We start from the raw sequence: 18,023 nt of genomic DNA, 5'->3' as shown, positions 1-18,023 counted from the left end.
CGATGGCTCGCATCCCCAGTTTCGGCTACCACGAGCGCCGCGACGGCTCCGTGATGATCACCCGCGGCTGCAGCCCGGTACGCATAGTCCCCGGCCCGGACGCCCCGGCCCTCCTCGCCGAACTCGCCGAGGACGACCCCCAGGAGACCCTGGCCCGCTGGGCGACGATCCCCTCCCGCGCGGCTGCCTGACGTCGCCTCCTCCGACAGTGGCCGGCGCGGCAATATCTGTACCCGCTAGCTGAGGTTTGAGCGAAACAGGCGGACAGATTCTTTGCCGCCATAAACAGCGCGGAATGCGTCGGCGAACTTCGGCCGCTGAGGCGTGCTACTGTCTGTCTCAGTTGCAGTTGTGGTTCCTGAATATCGGGCTTTTCTCCGATGGGTGATCATCGCGGCAACCCGGCGTCCGTACAGTGCGGGCGTCGATGCACTGCCCCGAAGGAGAAATGACATGGCTGCTGGCACCGTGAAGTGGTTCAACGCGGAAAAGGGCTTCGGCTTCATCGAGCAGGACGGTGGCGGCGCCGACGTGTTCGCCCACTACTCGAACATCTCCGCCCAGGGCTTCCGTGAGCTGCTCGAGGGCCAGAAGGTGACCTTCGACATCGCGCAGGGCCAGAAGGGCCCGACGGCCGAGAACATCGTTCTCGCCTGACGCTCACGCGTATTCCGTAGCTGGGGCCCGCATCCTTCGGGGTGCGGGCCCCAGCTGCTTGCGTTTTCGCCCGAGTATCGCGTCCCCATGACGCTGCTCAGTTCCAGCACGTCCGCGCCTGCACGGATTCCACCGTCGGCCGGATTCGCTTTCGCATGTCATCGGCCTGTTCTTGCGATTCTCCGCGCTGCTCGATGCTGCGGGAATTCCTTGATATGCGCCGTCTCGAGGAAGGCTCCCGCATGAACCGCACACGCACGAACGACCGCTCCGCCCGCTCCCGCACCGGCTGTACCGAGTTCGCCCCGTCTGGAACGAGCACTCCCGCACTTCCCGCCGTGGAAGGCTTCGCCGACCTCGAGATGCCCGGAGCACTGCTGGCCGCACTCGGGGCGCACGGCGTGACCGTCCCCTTCCCGATCCAGGCCGCGACGCTGCCGAACGGCCTCGCCGGCCGGGACGTCCTCGGCCGCGGCCGCACCGGCTCCGGCAAAACCCTCGCTTTCGGTCTTGCGCTGCTGGCCCGCACGGCCGGGCAGCGCGCCGAGCCCAGGCAGCCGCTGGGACTGGTCCTCGTACCCACCCGTGAGCTGGCGCAGCAGGTCACCGACGCGCTGGCCCCGTACGCCCGCTCCGTGAAGCTGCGGCTGGCCACGGTGGTGGGCGGGATGCCGATCGGCCGGCAGGCGAGCGCGCTGCGCGGTGGCGCGGAGGTCGTCGTCGCCACGCCGGGGCGCCTCAAGGACCTCGTCGAGCGCGGCGACTGCCAGCTGGACCAGGTGTCCGTGACCGTCCTCGACGAGGCCGACCAGATGGCCGACATGGGTTTCATGCCGCAGGTCACCGCGTTGCTCGACCAAGTACGGCCCGAGGGCCAGCGCATGCTGTTCTCGGCCACTCTCGACCGCAACGTCGACCTGCTCGTGCGCCGCTACCTCACCGACCCCGTCGTACACTCCGTCGACCCCTCGGCCGGCGCGGTCACGACGATGGACCACCACGTGCTGCACGTCCACGGCGCCGACAAGCACGAGGCCACCACCCAGATCGCCGCCCGCGACGGCCGCGTGATCATGTTCCTCGACACCAAGCACGCCGTCGACCGCCTGACCGAGCACCTCCTGAACAGCGGGGTCCGGGCCGCCGCCCTGCACGGAGGCAAGTCGCAGCCGCAGCGCACCCGCACGCTGGCACAGTTCAAGAGCGGGCACGTCAACGTGCTGGTGGCCACCAACGTCGCGGCACGCGGCATCCATGTCGACAACCTCGGCCTCGTCGTCAACGTCGACCCGCCGACCGACCACAAGGACTACCTCCACCGCGGCGGCCGTACGGCCCGCGCGGGGGAGTCCGGCAGCGTCGTCACCCTGGTCACCCCGAGCCAGCGCCGTGGCATGACGCGGCTCATGGCGGCGGCCGGCATCGTCCCGCAGACCACCCAGGTCCGCACCGGCGACGAAGCCCTGCGCCGCATCACCGGCGCCCAGGCCCCCTCCGGCATCCCGGTCGTCATCACCGCACCGGTGGCCGAACGCCCCAAGAAGCGCGGCACCCCCGCACGCGGTCGGCGCACCCACGTCCCGGCGGCCCGCCGCGCACCCCTGCGCGGACAGTCCGCCGATACGGCGGCCTGGCTGCTGCCTGCCTGACATGGGTGTCACCGTTCGATGCGGGAGCCCGGCAAGCCCAGGGAGCGGCGGGCAGCCGCACAGGACAGGGCACAGTGCGCCCGGCGGGTGACAGGACCCCAGAGGCAATGGATCATCCTGTCCCGCTCTCCGGGTACCGTCACGGTATGAGTCATCCGCACCCCGAGCTGAAATCCGCCCCGCCCCTTCCCGAGGGAGGGCTGCGAGTCGTCGCCCTCGGCGGCCTCGGTGAGATCGGCCGCAACATGACCGTCTTCGAGCACGCGGGCAAGCTGCTCATCGTCGACTGCGGCGTGCTGTTCCCCGAGGAGACCCAGCCCGGCGTCGACGTGATCCTGCCCGACTTCACCTCGATCCGGGACCGGCTGGACGACATCGTGGCGGTGGTGCTCACCCATGGTCACGAGGACCACATCGGCGGTGTGCCCTACCTGCTGCGCGAGCGGTCCGACATTCCCGTCGTCGGCTCCAAGCTGACGCTGGCGTTCCTGGAGGCGAAGCTCAAGGAACACGGGATCCGGCCGCGCACCGTGCGGGTGCGGGAGGGCGACCGGCGTGGCTTCGGGCCCTTCGACTGTGAGTTCGTGGCGGTCAACCATTCCATCCCGGACAGCCTCGCGGTCGCGATCCGCACCCGGGCCGGGATGGTGCTGCACACCGGGGACTTCAAGATGGACCAGTTCCCCCTCGACGACCGCATCACCGATCTGCGCGCCTTCGCCCGCCTCGGCGAGGAGGGCGTGGACCTGTTCCTCACCGACTCCACCAACGCCGAAGTGCCCGGCTTCACCACCTCCGAGCGTGAGTTGAACCCGGCGATCGAGCAGGTGATGCGGACCGCCCCGCGCCGGGTCATCGTCTCCAGCTTCGCCAGCCACGTGCACCGCATCCAGCAGATCCTGGACGCCGCCCACCAGCACGGCCGCAAGGTCGCCTTCGTCGGCCGGTCGATGGTCCGCAACATGGGCATCGCCCGTGACCTGGGCTACCTCAAGGTTCCCTCCGGCCTGGTCGTGAGCACGAAGGAGCTGGAGAAGCTCCCGGACCACAGGATCACACTGGTGTGCACGGGTTCCCAGGGCGAACCCATGGCCGCGCTGTCACGGATGGCCAACCGCGACCACGTGATCCGCATCGGCAAGGGCGACACCGTCCTGCTCGCCAGCTCGCTCATCCCCGGCAACGAGAACGCCATCTACCGGGTGATCAACGGACTCACCCGGTGGGGCGCCCACGTGGTCCACAAGGGCAACGCCAAGGTGCACGTCTCCGGGCACGCCAGCGCCGGCGAACTCGTCTACTGCTACAACATCGTCAAGCCGCGCAACGTCATGCCCGTCCATGGCGAATGGCGCCACCTGCGGGCCAACGCCGACCTCGCCATCCGTACCGGCGTCGACCCCGAACGGGTCGTCATCGCCGAGGACGGCGTCGTCGTCGACCTCGTCGACGGACGGGCGTCCATCACCGGCAAGGTTCCCGCCGGCAACGTCTACGTGGACGGGATGGAAGTCGGCGGCGCCACCGAGGCGTCCCTCAAGGACCGCCTCACCCTCGCCGAGGAGGGCGTCGTCACCGTGGTGGCCATCGTGGACGCCGACACCGGCGCGCTGGCCGAGCCGCCGGACTTCCTGGCCCGGGGCTTCGTGCACGACGACACGACGTTCGAACCGGTCGTCCCCGTCATCGAGAAGGCCCTGGCCGGAGCGGCCGAGGAAGGCGTCGGGGACGCGCGTCAGCTCGAACAACTCATCGCCCGCGCCGTGGCGAACTGGGCGTTCCGCACCCACCGCCGCAAACCCCTCATCATCCCCGTCATCATCGACGCCTGATCGAGGCACGGGTGTCGAAACTTTCGAAGCGAGCGGGCGTACTTGCGTTGCGCCCCTCGCTCACCGTGAGTCGGAAGGCGGCGAGAGCCATGCGAGAAGGCGCCTGACCTGCACAAATGCCGTCACCCGTGCCCCGTCTTTCCCTGAATCAGTTTCCGAAAGGTTGTCGAAAGTGTTGACGGGGGCATGGCGCTCTACGAAAACTGTGGCACCGAGCGACAGCCACTCATCGGGAGGACGCATGCGTCAGGACGGCACGCCGCAGGACCAGAACCAGCAGAACCCCGCTCCCTTCAGCAGCCTGAGCCGGCGAGGCTTCCTCGGGGGTGCCGGCACCGTCGCGCTCGCCACCGCGTCGGGGCTGCTGCTGCCCGGCACCGCTCACGCCGCCACCACCATCACCACCAGCCAGACCGGCTACGACGGCCTGTACTACTCGTTCTGGACCGACGGCGGCGGCTCCGTCTCCATGACGCTGAACGGCGGCGGCAGTTACAGCACCCGGTGGACCAACTGCGGCAACTTCGTCGCGGGCAAGGGCTGGAACACCGGCGGGCGCCGGACGGTCCGCTACACCGGCTACTTCAACCCGTCGGGCAACGGCTACGGCGCCCTCTACGGCTGGACGTCCAACCCGCTGGTCGAGTACTACATCGTCGACAACTGGGGCAGCTTCCGGCCCACCGGCGAGTACCACGGCACCGTCTCCAGCGACGGTGGCACCTACGACATCTACCGGACGACGCGGTACAACGCCCCCTCCGTCGAGGGCACCCGCACCTTCAACCAGTACTGGAGCGTCCGGCAGACGAAGGTGACCAGCGGCTCGGGCACCATCACCACCGGCAACCACTTCGACGCCTGGGCACGCGCGGGCATGAACCTGGGCCAGTTCAAGTACTACATGATCCTCGCCACCGAGGGCTACCAGAGCAGCGGCAGCTCGACCATCACGGTCAGCGGCTGACCTCCCGCGGCCGGCCCGCCCGCGGGCCGGTGGACGACCCCCGTGCCCCCGGCCCCCACCGGGGGCACACCCGTGTCAGGCGGACAGCGCGGCCGTCAGCATCCGTCGGACGGCGGACGTCAGTTCGCTCATGTCCGGCGCCGGGCGCGTCGCCGCCGTCGCGCCCGCCAGGCGGTCGTACAGCAGGCCGTCGGTCCAGGCGACCAGCAGGTCCGCCGCCTGCGCCGGGCGGGGCGCGCCGAGCCTCTCCAGCAGGGCCGCCGCCCTCGCGCGTGCCGTGAGGCCGGCGGTGTGCAGGTCGGCGCGGAGTTCGGGGCGGCGGGTCGCCTCCAGGCTGAGCTCGAAGCGGGCCAGTTGGCGGTTGCGGTCCGCCGTCAGCCAGTGGTGCAGGAGCCCGGCCAGCGCCTGTGCGGCGGAGTCCGGGTCCGGGCTCCCGTGCCGCGCCTCCCAGCGGTCCACGTCGGCGACCGACAGCTCGGCCAGGCGGAGGTAGCAGGCGCCGATCAGGGCGCCGCGCGTGCGGAAGTAGTACGACGTGCTGCCGGCCGGCAACCCCGCCGCGGCGTCGACCGCGCGATGGGTCAGACCCCGCAGTCCGGCGGTGGCCACGGTGTCGATGGCCGTGTCGGCGATCAGCTCTCGGCGCTCGGGGAGGGGCACATCCCGAACCCTACAGGTGTAGAGTCCTGGTCATCGCTCTACATCTGTAGAGGGTCGGGGTGGTGCGGGGAGGCGGTCGGCATGGGGGCTCGGCATGTTGTCGTGGCCGGAGGCGGCATCGGGGGGCTGACGGCGGCGGTGGCCCTGAGCCGTCATGGGTGGCGCGTGACCGTGTGCGAGCGGGCCCCCGCGCTCACCGGGGCCGGCGCCGGCATCGTGCTCGCCCCCAACGCCCTGCGCGCCCTGGACTCGATCGGCGTGCGCACCGGGGCGTGGGCGGGGGGCGCTCCGCTCGGTCCGGCCGGGCTGCGCACGCCCGACGGTGCCTGGCTGAGCCGGGCCGACGGCGCTGCCCTGCAGGCGCGTTACGGGCGTTCCTCGTGCGCCGTGCACCGCGCCGTCCTGATCGACGCCCTCGCCGCCGCCCTGCCGCCGGGCACCGTACGCCTCGGCGTCCCGGTGACCGGTGTCGACGACGCCGGGGGGCCGGTGGCCGTGCGGACGACGGCGGGCGACCTGCGCGCCGACCTCCTGGTGGCGGCCGACGGCCTGCGCAGCGTGCTGCGGGCGCAGCTCTTCCCCCGGCACCCGGGGCTGCGGCACGCCGGGGAGGCCGGGTGGCGGGCGGTGCTGCCCGGTGCCGGCACGGCACCCCAGGAGGCGGCCGAGACCTGGGGCCGGGGCGAGCGGTTCGGCATCGTCCCCCTCGTCGACGGCCGGATCTACGTCTACGCCACCGCCGTCACCGGCCCCGCCGCGCGGCCGGCCGACCACCACGCCGAACTGACCCGGCGCTTCGGCGCGTGGCACGAGCCGATCCCCGCGCTGCTGGACCGGCTCGACCCGCGCCACCCCGAACCGGCCGGCATCCTCCACCACGACTTCCACGAACTGGCCGCGCCCCTGCCCCGGTTCCACGCCGGGCGGGTGGCCCTGCTCGGGGACGCCGCCCACGCGATGACGCCCAACCTCGGGCAGGGAGGCTGCCAGGCCGTCGAGGACGCGGTGGTCCTGGCCCACCTCCTCGCGCGCCACCCCGACGTACCGGACGCGCTCGCCGCCTACACCCGGGCCAGGCACCGGCGCACCGTCCGCGTCGGCCGCCGCTCCCGGCGGATCGGTGAACTGGCCCGCCTGTCCCACCCGTTGGCCGTGTCCCTCCGGAACTTCGCCGTGCGGGCCACACCGCGGGCGGCCACGGCCAGGGCCCTCGACGAGGTCCTCGGCTGGCAGCCCCCTCCCGGCCCGCCTCGGTGACGGATGCACGCCGAGGGCCGCCGCCATGACGGCGACGGCCCTCACCACCCCCCGGCGGGGTCCCTCAGGCGCGGCTCCAGCGCTGGTTGCTGCCACCCGAGCAGGTGTAGAGCTGGATCAGGGTGCCGTTCGCGGTGCCGGCTCCCACCGCGTCCAGGCAGAGGCCCGACTGGACGCCGACGATGGAACCGTCGGAGTTCAGGCGCCACTTCTGGTTGTCGCCGCCCCAGCAGCTGTAGATCTGCACCCGGGTGCCGTTGCCCGTGCCGCCGGCGTCCAGGCACTTGTTGCCGTAGACCTTGAGCTCACCGGCGTCGCTGAGCGTCCACTGCTGGTTGGTGGCGCCGTTGCAGTCGTAGAGCTGGACCTGCGTGCCGTCGGCGGTGGCGGCGTTGGGCACGTCCACGCAGCGGCCCGAGCCGACGCCCTTGATCTGCGTTCCGCCCCCGGTGGGAGGAGGCGTGGTGGTGCCGCCGCCGTTGAGCGCGTTGAGCACCGAGGTGTAGGCGGGCTTCTTGCTGCCGTCGCCGTTGAACAGCAGCGGCGTGTCACCCGAGCGCCAGGAGTCGCTGTCGCGCACGCCCCAGACGGTGATGCCGAGGCAGCGCGAGACGGCCAGGCAGTCGTTCGTCACGGCGGCGTACGTCGAGGACGACGCGCCCTGGATGTCGAGCTCGGTGATGGCCACGTCGACACCGAGGGCGGCGAAGCTCTGCAGCGTGGTGCGGAAGTTGCTGTTGTACGGGCTACCGCTGTTGAAGTGCGACTGGAAGCCGACGCAGTCGATCGGCACGCCGCGCTGCTTGAAGTCGCGGACCATGTTGTACACGCCCTGGGTCTTCGCCCAGGTCCAGTTCTCGATGTTGTAGTCGTTGTAGCAGAGCTTGGCCGACGGGTCGGCGGCACGCGCGGTGCGGAAGGCGACCTCGATCCAGTCGTTGCCGGTGCGCTGCAGGTTGGAGTCCCGGCGCCCGCCCGAACCGTCGTCCGCGTACGCCTCGTTCACGACGTCCCACTGGGCGATCTTGCCCTTGTAGTGGGCCATCACGCCGTTGATGTGGTCGATCATCGCCTGGCGCAGTGAGCTGCCGCTGAGGCTCTGCATCCAGCCGGGCTGCTGGGAGTGCCAGGCCAGCGTGTGGCCGCGCACCTTCTTGCCGTTCTGCACGGCCCAGTTGTAGACGCGGTCGCCGGCCGTGAAGTTGAACTGGCCCCGCTGCGGCTCGGTGGCGTCGATCTTCATCTCGTTCTCGGGCGTCACCATGTTGAACTCGCGGTTCGCGATGGTCGTGTAGGCCGAGTCGCCCAGCCTGCCCGAGGCGATGGCGGTGCCGAAGTAGCGGCCGCTCTGCGCCGCCGCGGCACCGAGCGTGCTCTCGGCGGCGTGTGCCGTCGGGGGAGTGACCAGCGGCGTCACGACACCGAGGACGCCGACGACCGCTGCTAGCAGCAGGCCGCGGAACTTCCGCCGGACCGCGGGTCCGGGAAGGGCGTACGAGCCCATGACTGTGCCTCCAAGGAAGGTAGGGATCGGGGAATGACGATCGAAGGTTGACGAGGCATCGTCAAGGCTCTGCGCAGAAAAAGTTTCCGTTAGATGTTCGAAAGTTTCGAAATCGGCGGTGCCAGGGCTGGCGTGCCAACGTTGTCGGCACCGTCGGGGCGGGGTGGAGGGTTTTCCTCCTCGGGCTGCGGGTTTCCTCGCGAATGTTTCGCATACGGCCGCGATCCCTGCGAGAGGTATTGACGCCGCCGGTCCGCTTCTCAATCATCGGGTTGCTCGACCGCTCGACTCTTGTTCGACATTCCGAACGTCCACTCGAGGTTGAGGAAGTCCCCATGCACAGAGGAAGTTTCAGCCGCAGGCACCCGTCCGCGGTGCTCGCCGCCGCGGTCGCGGTCCTGGCCGCGCTGGCGGCGATGCTGGTCGCCACCCCGGCCCAGGCGGCTTCCACCGGCGCCCTGCGCGGCGCCGGTTCGAACCGGTGTCTCGACGTCGTGGGCGGCGGCCAGACCGACGGCACGCTCGCCCAGCTCTACGACTGCTGGAACGGGACCAACCAGCAGTGGACGCTGACCGACGCCAACCAGCTCACCGTGTACGGCAGCAAGTGCCTGGACGTCCCCGGCCACGCCACCACGGCCGGGACCCGGGTGCAGATCTGGACCTGTTCCGGCGGTGCCAACCAGCAGTGGCGGGTCGGCTCCGACGGCACGGTGGTCGGCGTGGAGTCCGGGCTGTGCCTGGAGGCCGCCGGCGCCGGTACGGCCAACGGCACGGCGATCCAGATCGGGACGTGCAACGGCGGCAGCAACCAGAAGTGGTCGGGCCTGTCCGGGACCCCGCCGACCGACGGCTCGTGCTCCCTGCCGTCCACGTACCGCTGGACCTCGACCGGCGCGCTCGCCCAGCCGGCCAACGGGTGGGCCGCCGTCAAGGACTTCACCAACGTGACCTACAACGGCAAGCACCTGGTCTACGCGTCGAACGTGTCCGGGTCGTCGTACGGGTCGATGATGTTCAGCCCGTTCACCAACTGGTCGGACATGGCGTCGGCCGGGCAGACCGGGATGAGCCAGTCCGCGGTGGCGCCCACGCTGTTCTACTTCGCGCCCAAGAACATCTGGGTGCTGGCCTACCAGTGGGGCGCGTGGCCGTTCATCTACCGCACGTCGAGCGACCCCACCAACCCCAACGGCTGGTCCGCCCCGCAGCCGCTGTTCACCGGGAGCATCTCCGGCTCGGGCACCGGTCCGATCGACCAGACCCTGATCGCCGACGGCCAGAACATGTACCTGTTCTTCGCCGGTGACAACGGCAAGATCTACCGCGCGAGCATGCCCATCGGGAACTTCCCGGGCAGCTTCGGCTCGTCGTACACGACCGTCATGAGCGACACCCAGGCCAACCTGTTCGAGGCCGTGCAGGTGTACAAGGTGCAGGGCAAGAGCCAGTACCTCATGATCGTCGAGGCGATGGGCGCCAACGGGCGCTACTTCCGCTCCTTCACGGCCTCCAGCCTGAGCGGCTCGTGGACCCCGCAGGCCGCCAGCGAGAGCAACCCCTTCGCGGGCAAGGCCAACAGCGGCGCCTCCTGGACCAACGACATCAGCCACGGCGACCTGGTCCGCAACAACCCCGACCAGACCATGACCATCGACCCCTGCAACCTGCAGTTCCTCTACCAGGGCAAGTCCCCGAGCGCGAGCGGCCCTTACGACCAGCTCCCCTGGCGGCCGGGCGTCCTCACCCTGCAGCGCTGACCCTCCCCCTCCCCGCACCGGGGAACCCCGGCCGTGCGGCGGCCGGGGTTCCTCCCGTGCCCGGGGGGCGGCACCCTCAGCTCACCAGGCCCAGCCGGGCGGCGGTCACCCCCGCCTCGAACCGGCTGGAGGCGCCCAGCTTCTCCATGATCTGGTTCAGCAGGCGGCGCAGTGTGCGGTCGGAGCACGCCAGCCGGCGGGCGATCGTCTCGTCCTTGGCCCCGGTGGCCAGCAGCACCAGCACCTCCCGTTCCTGCGCGGACAGCCCGCAGGCGGCGCGCCCGCGCCCGGACTGGCGCTCGGTGTGCGGCTGTGCGGGGTCCCAGGCGTGCAGGAACACCTTGACGAAGCCCTGGGCGACGTGCGCGCTGTGCAGGATGACGTCGCCGCCTTCGCCCTGCGGTCCCGGCCCCGCGCCCATGACCACCGTCGTCCGGTCCAGGATGTTCATGTGCAGCGGCACCGTGGGCGCCACCCGCACCTCGACCCCCGCCTCGGCGAGGGCGTGCAGGTAGCGCGCCGACGCCTGCGACCGCACGGCCTGCTGGGAGGTGAGCATCCGCATCCTGACCCCGCGCGCCAGCATGTCCAGGTCCGCGCTGAGGCTGGACTCCAGGACCCGCGGGTCGGGGAAGCCGTTGCGCATCGCCAGGAACTCGTCCGTGCCGACCGAGTCCAGTGCCTCCAGCCGCCGCCGGGTGAGCGAGCGGTCGGTGAAGTACTCGATCTCCACGGCCTCCCGGGAGGCGTGCCGCGGGGCCGTCAGCAGGGACAGCAGGTCCTGCAGCGCCTCGGTCTCACGGCCGAGTTCCTCGGCCGTCTCGCGCAGCCGCCGCCCGTGTTCCAGCAGGACGGTGCGCATGGCCCGTTCGGGAGGGTTGAGCCGCTCACCGCCCGGGTCCACCAGCCGCCGCTCCCTCAGCCACCGCCCCAACTCGGCCGAGGTGTCACCCAGTTCGTCCCTCTCCGCCGTGCCGTTGCGTGCTCCCGAGGCCGTGATCCGCTCGAGCAGGGCCAGGTAGGCCTCCCTCGGATCCGAGGCGGTGGGCTGCCGACTGCCCTGAGGGTTCTCTGCCGCGCGCATGCGGGCACGATACGGGCGCCCCGTGGCGGGAGACCAGAGAGGCGGTCCGGCCGGATATGCCCGGCAATGGCACTGGCCGGTAGCGGACGCGCCGAATTCGGACAGGACCGGCGGGGCCGGCCTGTCGCTAGTCTCGTCGCCGCCCGTCCGACTCCTCGCGTTCCGGTACGCACTCCCCGTCCGCGCAGTACCGGGGGCCGCCGAGGGGCCCGGGGGCAGACCGACGGGCCGGCCCGGCACCTCGACTCCCTGATTGACATGCGCATGATCTATCGAGGGCCGGGCCGCCCACCTGGAACACCACCCCACAAGGAGCCTCGGTGCCCAGAAGACACACCCTCGTCGGCGTCGCGCTGGCGATGACCCTCGGCGCGGCGGTCATACCCGCCACCGCCTTCGCGGCGGGCACACCCGCAGCCGCAGCCGCAGCCGCCGGCGCCGACCCGGCGCCCAGCCCGCGCAGCCTGGCCGTGTCCGCCGCCGACAAGGCGGCCACCAGCGGGTTCGACGCCCTGGCCAAGGGCCCCTCCGAGCGGTACGACCGCAAGCAGGTCACCCCCTGGGTCGACGGCCTCTACTCGGTCGCCTACGAACGCACCTACCGCGGCCTGCCGGTCGTCGGCGGCGACGCCGTGGTGCTGGCCGACGGCAAGGGCCGCGTCCGCGCCGCCTCCTCGGCCACCAGGGCGAAGATCGCGGTCGCGACCACGGCCCGCGTCAGCGCGGCGGCGGCCGCACGGACCAGCCGTGCGCAGCTCCCGACCGTCCAGGAGGCGCAGGCACCCCGCCTCGTCGTCCGCGTGGCCGGCGAGCGGGCGCGCCTCGCCTGGGAGACCGTGCTGACCGGCGCCACCCGGACCGCCCCGAGCCACCTGCACGTCTGGGTGGACGCCCTCACCGGCAAGGTCCTGGGCACCCAGGACGACGTACGGGCCGGCAGCGGCACCAGCAAGTGGAACGGCCCCAACCCGCTGTCCATCGACACCACCGCCTCCGGCGGCTCGTACTCCCTGCGCGACCCCAACCGCCCGGGTCTGACCTGCTCCGACTACAGCACGGGTGCGGTCTTCACCAAGTCCACGGACTCCTGGGGCACCGGCAACCCCACGAGCAGGGAGACCGGCTGCGTCGACGCGATGTGGGGGGCGCAGAAGGAATGGAACATGCTCCGGGACTGGCTCGGGCGCAACGGCCATGACGGCAACGGCCGGAGTTGGCCGGTCAAGGTCGGGCTGAACGACGTCAACGCCTACTGGGACGGCTCCAGCATCTCGATCGGCCACAACAACGCGAACGAGTGGATCGCCGCGATGGACGTCACGGCCCACGAGTTCGGCCACGGCATCGACCAGTACACGCCCGGCGGCGCCAACAACGAGGCCGGCCTGGGCGAAGGCACCGGTGACATCTTCGGCGCGCTGACCGAGGCCTACGCCAACGAGCCCGCCCCGTACGACACCCCGGGCGACTACCTCGTCGGCGAGATGATCAACCTGGTCGGCCAGGGCCCGATCCGCAACATGTACGACCCCTCCAAGCTCGGCGACCCCAACTGCTGGTCCTCCGCCATCCCGAGCACCGAGGTGCACGCCGCCGCGGGCCCGCTGAACCACTGGTTCTACCTGCTGGCCGAGGGCTCCAACCCCGGGGGCGGCAAGCCCGCCAGCCCGACCTGCAACAGCTCCACGGTCACCGGCATCGGCATCCAGAACGCCGGCAAGGTCTTCTACGGCGGCATGCTGCTGAAGACCAGCGGCATGACGTACAAGAAGTACCGCACCGCGACGCTGACCGCCGCGAAGAACCTGGACGCCACCTGCGGCCTGTTCACCAGGACCAAGGCCGCCTGGGACGCGGTGAGCGTCCCCGCGCAGACCGGGGACCCCACCTGCAGCGGCACGCCCGGCCAGGACTTCTCGATGACGGTCACCCCCGCCACGGGCAGCGTCGACCCGGGCGCCTCCACGACCGCCACGGTCGGCACCACGACCACCAGCGGCAGCGCGCAGACCGTCGCCCTGACCGCCACCGGCGCCCCCGCGGGCGTCACGGTCTCCTTCAGCCCGGCTTCCGTCACCTCGGGCAGCAGCGCGACGATGACGGTCGCCACGACCTCGTCGGCCGTCCCCGGCACCTACACGATCACCGTCCAGGGTGACGGCGTGGCCCACCACACCGCGCAGTACACGCTGACCGTCAAGGGCGCGGGCGGCTGCACCGCCACCCAGGTCATCTCCAACGGCGGCTTCGAGAGCGGCACGTCGCCCTGGACCGGTGACACCGGCGCCATCGGCACCTTCAGCGGCCAGAGCGCGCACTCCGGCACCCGGTACGCCTGGCTCGGCGGCTACGGCTACGCCGCCACCGACACCATCAACCAGACGGTGACCGTCCCGGCCGGCTGCAACCGGGCCACGCTGAAGTACTGGCTGCACATCGACACCGCCGAGTCCGGCTCCACGGCCTACGACACCTTCCAGGTCAAGGTCAACGGCACGGCCAAGCAGTCGTACTCCAACGCGGGCGCGGCCACCGGCTACACCGAGCGCACCCTCGACCTCAGCCCGTACCTCGGCCAGCAGGTCACCCTCACCTTCACCGCCACCGAGGACGCGAGCCTGCAGACCAGCTTCGTCGTCGACGACGCCACCCTCACCACGAGCTGACACCCGCAGCGGGCGGGAGGCGGGGCACCACCCATGCCCCGCCTCCCGCCCTCCGCCACCTCACGCCCTCCGCCCCCTCACGAAGGACACACGGTGTTCCGAAGGAATCTCCCCGCCCGCCTGGCCCTGACCGGCCTCGCCCTGGCCGCGACCACCCTGGGCCTCGCCGCGCTGCCCGCGAGCGCCGCGCCCGCCCCCGCCGGCCACCGCGCCGCCGCGCCGCCGGCCGCACCCGCGCTCGCCGCGGCCGCCCCCGACATCGACGTCACCAAGGTCCAGGCGCACCTGACCGAACTGAACGCGATAGCCGGCCGCAACGGCGGCACCCGCAGATCGACCGGCCAGGGCTACCGCGACTCGGTCGCCTACGTGAAGGGCAAGCTCCAGGCGGCCGGTTACACCGTCTCCGAGCAGCCCTGCACCTCCGGCTGCACCAGCGGCGCCGGCCCCAACCTGATCGCCGAGTGGCCCAAGGGCGACGCGTCGAAGGTCTACATGTTCGGCTCCCACCTGGACAGCGTCGCCGCCGGACCCGGCATCAACGACAACGGCTCCGGCAGCGCCACCCTCCTCGAAGTCGCCCTGAAACTCGCCGAGACCAACCCGACGATGGCGGCCCGCGTCCGCTTCGGCTGGTGGACGGACGAGGAGCAGGGCCTCAACGGCTCCGACTTCTACGCCCGTTCGCTGACCTCCGCGCAGCGCTCGGCGATCAAGGCGTACTACAACTTCGACATGGTCGCCTCACGCAACGGCGGCTACTTCATCAACCACATCACCTCGGCGGCCGCCGCGCCGATGAAGGCGTACTGGGACTCGCTGAACCTCCAGCCGGAGGAGAACGTCGAGGGCGCGGGCCGCTCCGACGACTACTCCTTCGAGAACTACGGCATCCCCACCTCCGGTTACGCGATGGGGGCGAGTGCCCGCAAGACCTCCGCGCAGGCGGCCAAGTGGGGCGGCACGGCGGGCGCGGCCTACGACAGCTGCTACCACTCCTCCTGCGACACCACCGCCAACATCAACGCCACCGGCCTGGACCGCAGCGCCGACGGCGTCGCCTACACGCTGTGGACGCAGGCGGTCTCGGCGACCGTCCCCGCCGACGACTTCTCCCTCGCGGTGAACCCCGCCTCCGGCAGCACCGCCGCGGGCACCTCCCTGACCACCACGGTGTCCACGGCCACCACCAACGGCTCCGCGCAGACGGTCACCCTGTCGGCGTCGGGCGCCCCGTCGGGTGTCACGGTCTCCTTCAGCCCCGCCTCGGTGACCTCCGGCGCCTCCTCGACGGCGACGGTCTCCGTCGGCTCCTCGGTCCCGCCCGGCACGTACACCCTCACGGTCACCGGCACCGGGACCACCACCCACACCGCGCCGTACACCCTCACGGTCACCGGTACGGGCGGCTGCACGGCCTCCCAGGTGATCTCCAACGGCGGCTTCGAGAGCGGGACATCGCCCTGGACCGGTGACACCGGCGCAATCGGCACCTTCAGCGGCCAGAGCGCGCACTCCGGCACCCGGTACGCGTGGCTGGCGGGCTACGGCTACGCGGCCACCGACGCGATCACCCAGACGGTGACGATCCCGGCCGGCTGCACCACGGCCACGCTGAAGTACTGGCTGCACGTCGACACCGCCGAGTCGGGCTCCACGGCCTACGACACCTTCCAGGTCAAGGTCGACGGAACGGCGAAGCAGTCGTACTCCAACGCGAACGCGGCCGCGGGCTACACGCAGCGGAGCCTGGACCTCACCCCGTACATCGGCCGGCAGGTCACCCTGACCTTCACGGCCACCGAGGACGCGAGCCTGCAGACCAGCTTCGTCGTCGACGACGCCACCCTGACCACCGGCTGAGCGACCGGGCTGCCACCGGTCCGCCCGTTGGCTAGGGTGGCCGGTGGCTCCCGTCCGGGGCCGGGGGTGAGCAGGGGAGGGCTCCGTGGGGGGAGCGACCACCAGGCCGGTACCGCAGGCGCGCGAGCGGGCCGCGGACGCGGTGCTGCCGCCCCCGCTGCGCCGGGTCCTCGGGACCGTCGCCGTACCGGCCGCGCTGGTGGTCGCCGTGGTCGGGGTGATGTACGCCGGGCACGGCGCACCCGGGCGGGTGGACCGCCGGCTCGTCGACCCGACCGCGGACAGCGTGCGGCCGCCCTGGCGGTACCCCGCCCGGGTCCTGGACTTCCTGGGGGAGCCCGCCGGGTCCGTGCTGCTGGTCGGGGCGCTCGTCGCGGCGTGCCTGCTGCTGCGGCGGCCCCGGGGGGCCGTGCTCGTCGTCGCCGCCGCGAGCGCGGCCGTGGGGACGGCCACCCTGCTCAAGCACCTGGTGGGGCGCACCATCCACGGGCCCGGCAACCTGTCGTACCCGAGCGGGCACACCGCCTTCGCCACCGCGCTGGCCCTCGCGGTGGCCCTGGTCGTGGCCGGCCGGCTCCGCCCCGGCCGGGCGGCCGGCACGGCCCTCGTGCTCGGCGCGTCGCTGGTGGCCGGCGCCGCCATGGGCTGGGCCCAGGTCGCCCTGGGCGCCCACTACCCGACGGACGCCCTCGGCGGCTGGTGCACCGCGCTGGCGGTGACACCACCCGCCGCCCGCCTCGTCGACCTGCTGGCCGACCGCCTGACCGGCCGGCGGCGGAGCTGACGGCGCCTCACACCCGCCGGCGGAACACCGGCTTCACCGGGCGGCCTCCCAGCCAGGGCGTCGGGTCGCCGGCGTCGAGCGCCTTGCGGTACACCGCGCACGCCTGGGCCACCGCGTCCACCGTGTGCTCGATGTCCGCGTCGTCGAGCGCGCTGCTCACCACGAACGACGGCCCCAGCACCCCGCCCGCGAGGAGGCCGCGCAGGAACAGCGTGCGGTACTCCTGCGAGGGGCGGCCCCGTTCGTCGAGGGTGGCGAAGACCAGGTTGCTGGCCCGGCCCCGCACGACGACGTGGTCGCCGACGCCCATGGCGGCCGCGGCCTCGCGGACCCCGGCGGCCAGCCGCTCGCCGAGGGCGTGCAGACGGGCCGTGACGCCTTCCTCGACGTACGTCTGCAGCACGGCCGTCGCCGCCGCCAGGGAGTGGGTCTCCGCGCCGTGCGTGGTGGACAGCAGGAACACCCGGTCCTCGGAGTGCCGCAGCCCGCCCCGCTCCATCAGCTCGCGCCGCCCGGCCAGCGCGGAGACGGCGAAGCCGTTGCCGAGCGCCTTGCCGAACGTCGACAGGTCGGGCACGACGCCGTACAGGCCCTGGGCGCCCGCCTCCGACCAGCGCAGGCCGGTGATCATCTCGTCGAAGACCAGCACGCAGCCGTGCCGGTCGGCCAGGGCGCGCAGGCCCTCCAGGTACCCGGCGGGCGGCTCGGTCTGGGTGGCGGGTTCCAGGATCAGGCAGGCGACCTCGCCCTCGTACCGGGTGAGCAGTTCCTCCGTGGCGGCCAGGTCCCCGTAGGGGAACGTCACCGTCAGTTCGTTCGTCGAGCCGGGGATGCCGGCGGACATCGGGGTGGTGCCGATGAACCAGTCGTCGACGGAGAAGAACGGGTGGTCGGCGCACAGGGCGACCCGTGGGCGCCCGGTGACGGCACGTGCGAGGCGCACCGCGGCGGTGGTGGCGTCGGAGCCGTTCTTCGTGAACTTCACCATCTCGGCGGTCGGCACCGTGGCCAGGAAGCGTTCGGCCGCCTCCAGTTCCACGACCGACGGCCGCACGAAGTTGGTACCGCGCTCGATCTCCCTCCGCACCGCCTCCGTCACGCGCGGGTGCGCGTGGCCGAGGCTGACCGAGCGCAGGCCGGAGCCGTACTCGACGTACCGGTTGCCGTCGACGTCCCACACGTGGGCACCGCGGCCGTGGCTGATGACCGGGGCGAGGTGCTCGGGGTACTGGTCGTCGCCCTTGGCGTAGGTGTGGGCGCCCCCGGGGATCAGGCTGTGCAGTCGTTCGTTCGCCGCCCGCGAGCGGGGCAGGTGGAACTGGTCAGTGTCCAAGCCGACT

At 71.8% G+C, this 18,023-nt stretch carries 13 protein-coding genes and 1 pseudogene; 10 read left to right on the top strand and 4 right to left on the bottom strand.

Translation table 11 applies throughout. The features are described 5' to 3' along the window. Positions 1–2 precede the first annotated feature (2 nt). The 5 genes from E4U92_RS07460 (at position 3) to E4U92_RS07440 (ending at position 5,105) form a co-directional block, all read left to right on the top strand. Positions 3–191 (top strand): hypothetical protein, encoded by a 189-nt coding sequence (locus tag E4U92_RS07460; protein ID WP_137299441.1) that lies wholly within the window; start codon positions 3–5, stop codon positions 189–191. A 262-nt stretch (positions 192–453) separates the two neighbouring features. Next, a complete protein-coding gene (locus E4U92_RS07455; RefSeq protein ID WP_031136836.1) occupies positions 454–657 on the top strand; it encodes a cold-shock protein in 204 nt (67 codons plus the stop codon). Positions 658–899: 242 nt separating this feature from the next. Next, positions 900–2,306 (top strand): DEAD/DEAH box helicase, encoded by a 1,407-nt coding sequence (locus E4U92_RS07450; protein ID WP_137299440.1) that lies wholly within the window; start codon positions 900–902, stop codon positions 2,304–2,306. A gap of 146 nt (positions 2,307–2,452) precedes the next feature. After that, positions 2,453–4,138 (top strand): ribonuclease J, encoded by a 1,686-nt coding sequence (locus tag E4U92_RS07445; RefSeq protein ID WP_137299439.1) that lies wholly within the window; start codon positions 2,453–2,455, stop codon positions 4,136–4,138. Positions 4,139–4,379: 241 nt separating this feature from the next. Beyond that, a complete protein-coding gene (locus tag E4U92_RS07440; RefSeq protein ID WP_137299438.1) occupies positions 4,380–5,105 on the top strand; it encodes a glycoside hydrolase family 11 protein in 726 nt (241 codons plus the stop codon). Positions 5,106–5,180: 75 nt separating this feature from the next. Here the strand turns inward: E4U92_RS07440 and E4U92_RS07435 are convergent, their stop codons facing one another. Continuing rightward, positions 5,181–5,765, bottom strand: a complete 585-nt coding sequence (locus tag E4U92_RS07435) for a TetR/AcrR family transcriptional regulator (RefSeq protein ID WP_137299437.1) — start codon at positions 5,763–5,765, stop codon at positions 5,181–5,183. A gap of 81 nt (positions 5,766–5,846) precedes the next feature. Here E4U92_RS07435 and E4U92_RS07430 point away from each other — a divergent pair, with 81 nt between their 5' ends. Continuing rightward, positions 5,847–7,022: an FAD-dependent monooxygenase gene (locus tag E4U92_RS07430; protein WP_137299436.1), complete on the top strand. Its 1,176-nt coding sequence runs from the start codon at positions 5,847–5,849 to the stop codon at positions 7,020–7,022. A 64-nt stretch (positions 7,023–7,086) separates the two neighbouring features. Here the strand turns inward: E4U92_RS07430 and E4U92_RS07425 are convergent, their stop codons facing one another. Beyond that, a complete protein-coding gene (locus E4U92_RS07425) occupies positions 7,087–8,526 on the bottom strand; it encodes an endo-1,4-beta-xylanase (protein ID WP_137299435.1) in 1,440 nt (479 codons plus the stop codon). Between the two features lie 335 nt (positions 8,527–8,861). Between E4U92_RS07425 and E4U92_RS07420 the strand changes: the two genes are divergently transcribed. Further along, positions 8,862–10,286 carry a non-reducing end alpha-L-arabinofuranosidase family hydrolase gene (locus E4U92_RS07420; protein ID WP_137299434.1) on the top strand — a complete coding sequence of 475 codons (1,425 nt, stop codon included), beginning with the start codon at positions 8,862–8,864 and terminating at the stop codon, positions 10,284–10,286. Positions 10,287–10,362: 76 nt separating this feature from the next. Here E4U92_RS07420 and E4U92_RS07415 read toward each other — a convergent pair whose 3' ends face one another. Continuing rightward, complete coding sequence (locus tag E4U92_RS07415) at positions 10,363–11,370, bottom strand: helix-turn-helix transcriptional regulator (RefSeq protein ID WP_137299433.1); 1,008 nt, start codon at positions 11,368–11,370, stop codon at positions 10,363–10,365. A 359-nt stretch (positions 11,371–11,729) separates the two neighbouring features. Here E4U92_RS07415 and E4U92_RS07410 point away from each other — a divergent pair. From E4U92_RS07410 to E4U92_RS07400, 3 genes and pseudogenes are all read left to right on the top strand, one after another. Next, a pseudogene (locus E4U92_RS07410) lies at positions 11,730–13,574 on the top strand (M4 family metallopeptidase); the annotation flags it as partial. A gap of 555 nt (positions 13,575–14,129) precedes the next feature. Next, positions 14,130–15,899, top strand: coding sequence for a M28 family peptidase (locus E4U92_RS07405; RefSeq protein ID WP_229861949.1), 1,770 nt, complete (start codon positions 14,130–14,132; stop codon positions 15,897–15,899). A gap of 85 nt (positions 15,900–15,984) precedes the next feature. Next, positions 15,985–16,683 carry a phosphatase PAP2 family protein gene (locus tag E4U92_RS07400; RefSeq protein WP_137299432.1) on the top strand — a complete coding sequence of 233 codons (699 nt, stop codon included), beginning with the start codon at positions 15,985–15,987 and terminating at the stop codon, positions 16,681–16,683. Positions 16,684–16,690: 7 nt separating this feature from the next. Here E4U92_RS07400 and E4U92_RS07395 read toward each other — a convergent pair whose 3' ends face one another. After that, on the bottom strand, positions 16,691–18,016 hold the full coding sequence (locus tag E4U92_RS07395; protein WP_137299431.1) for a glutamate-1-semialdehyde 2,1-aminomutase: 1,326 nt from the start codon (positions 18,014–18,016) through the stop codon (positions 16,691–16,693). Positions 18,017–18,023: the final 7 nt, after the last annotated feature.

Origin of the sequence: Streptomyces galbus, assembly GCF_005280195.1 — a bacterium.
GTDB classification, from domain to species: domain Bacteria; phylum Actinomycetota; class Actinomycetes; order Streptomycetales; family Streptomycetaceae; genus Streptomyces; species Streptomyces galbus.
The sequence above is the reverse complement of the archived record's forward strand: the minus strand, read 5'-3'. Positions and strand labels throughout refer to the sequence as shown.